This window comes from Cetobacterium sp. (genome assembly GCF_048470075.1).
Taxonomy (GTDB): domain Bacteria; phylum Fusobacteriota; class Fusobacteriia; order Fusobacteriales; family Fusobacteriaceae; genus Cetobacterium_A.
This window is the reverse complement of record NZ_DBGBQB010000182.1, coordinates 1-2,331: the sequence shown is the minus strand read 5'-3', so window position 1 is coordinate 2,331 and position 2,331 is coordinate 1. Positions and strand designations below refer to the sequence as shown.

Here is a 2,331-nt window from a genome sequence, read left to right as displayed (position 1 = left end):
CTGTTATACTGTGAAAAAATATTTTTAGGAGGATTTATCTTGAAAAGCTTAATTGTTGTAGATATTCAAAATGATTTTTGTGAAGGTGGAGCTTTAGCTGTCAAAGATGCTCAAAAAATTATTCCAGTAGCCAATAGAGTTATTACTTTTTTTAATGAAAATAACTATCTTACAATAGCTACAATGGATTGGCATCCTGCCACTCATAAAAGTTTTGCAATAAACTCCAATGGTAAGGTTGGTGAGGTTGGAATTTTAAATGGCTTACCTCAAGTTTGGTGGCCTGCACACTGTGTACAAAAGAGTCATGGTGCTGAGTTCCATCCTGAGCTTATAAAAATCTCAAATATTATCTACAAGGGTACAGATAGCGAAATTGACTCATATAGTGGTTTTTTTGATAATGGAAAATTAAAAAGTACAGAACTTCTATCTCTTTTAAAAGAGAATAATATAACCGAACTTTTTGTATTGGGATTAGCTACAGACTACTGTGTTAAATACACAGTTTTAGATGCTCTTGAGCTAGGTTTTAAAGTGAATGTTATAGAGGATGGATGTAGAGGTGTTAACCTACTACCTAATGACTCTATCAATGCTATTAAAGAGATGCAAGAAAAGGGTGCTAATATAATAAAAAGTGACGATTTATTTTAATCGTCACCTTTTTTTTAAAACTCTTCTAATCTTCTTTCATACATATAGCTACTAAAAGTCATATCATATACCTGTAAAACTTCTAAATAATCTTTAAATAGAGATTTTACAAGAATAGGTATCTCATCTATTGGTAAGATTAAGTTGGGTATCTCAAATGCCAATGATTGAACTGATTCAGTTAAAATACCACCCATATAAACCTGCATACAATCTACCAACTTATCGTTTATTTTCTTTTTTAATCCTATGAACCCTAGAGGAGCTACCGGCACTCCAGCACATGAGCTAGGACATCCAGAAATTCTTATATTTTTAGCCTCTTTAAATATAATTTTTCTATACTGAGGAAACTCCTTCGCCAATTGATCTAGCTCATATCCAATGGCATCAGCTATAGCAGCTGAATCCTGAACACCTATCATACACACTTTTGCTCCTACACAAGCTCTAATCTGTCCTCTTATAGATATTGTTTCCGATACAATCTCCGGTATTTTTTCATTTAAATATCTATAGATATATGGAATTGCAGATTTATGAACTAAAGGAATAACTAAGTTTTGATTAATAGTGGCTCTTATTGTAGGCGTGTTGATCTCTTTCATCAGTATGTATAGCTTTTCTATATCCTCAGCTGTTAAATCCCCATTTTTTACATATAGAACAAGGGAAACTACATCTTTAAATTTAGTCTCTTTAGTACAGATATCCTGCCATAGTTTGAATTTTTCAGAATCTTCAGTCATCTCAAACTGTTTTAACTCCTTAACTTTCTTCTCATAATCTATTTTAGATATTTTTCCGTTTTTTATAGTTTCTTTTTCAAAATAATCTAAATATAACTTTTTAAATCCTTCAAATCCCATTTTTTCAACTAAAAATCTAAGTCTTGCTTGCATTCTATTGACTCTATCTCCACGGTCATAAAAGAGATCTATTAAGGCTTTTACTGCACGTAGTAAATCATCCTCAGGTAAAAATTCTATTAAAACATGACCTATTTTACTACCTCTTCCCATTCCTCCACCGCAGTAAACTTTAAAACCTCTCTCTCCATTTATCTCTTTTGCTATAAACCCCATGTCTTGAACAGCCATTACAAATTCATCATCCAATGAGTTAGAAAATCCTATTTTTAATTTTCTTCCAAAATCGAAGGCCTTATCCATAAAGAAAACTTCATTTTCAACCATTCTTGCATATGGCATCACATCAAATATGTTTCTTTTATCTACACCTGTGTACGTTGAAACTAAAATACTTCTAAAAGTATTTCCTCCACCACCTCTAAAATACATCTCCTTAGAGTTACACAACTCTATTGTATCTTTTACTTTTTCAAAATCAACTTCATGAAGTTGATAGTTTTGTCTTGTAGAAAGGTGTAAGTATGGAATCTCCTCCTTTTTCATTATGTTTGCTAAAGATCTAAACTTCTCTATTGAAAGTTCTCCTCCAACTGCCTTTAGTCTTAGCATCATTGTTTTTCCTTTTTGTTCATAAATTCCAAATTTTGATCCTCTTTTTTTTAGATCTGCTGATTTCAAATTATTGTTTGAATACTCTATTATTCCCTCCTGAAGCTCTAGGTATTCCTTTTCAATGTCCTTTAATTTTTCCTCAATTCTCTCCATTTTTTTACCTCTTTCCAGAAAATTTAGTAATATTTTC

General features: G+C 31.6%; 2 protein-coding genes. One reads left to right on the top strand and one right to left on the bottom strand.

Annotated elements, in window-relative coordinates; translation table 11 throughout:
* Positions 1-39: 39 nt before the first annotated feature.
* Complete coding sequence (pncA, locus tag ACMOUI_RS06570; protein WP_418964928.1) at positions 40-657, top strand: bifunctional nicotinamidase/pyrazinamidase; 618 nt, start codon at positions 40-42, stop codon at positions 655-657.
* Between the two features lie 14 nt (positions 658-671).
* Here pncA and ACMOUI_RS06565 read toward each other — a convergent pair whose 3' ends face one another.
* Complete coding sequence (locus ACMOUI_RS06565) at positions 672-2,294, bottom strand: nitrite/sulfite reductase (protein WP_418964927.1); 1,623 nt, start codon at positions 2,292-2,294, stop codon at positions 672-674.
* Positions 2,295-2,331: the final 37 nt, after the last annotated feature.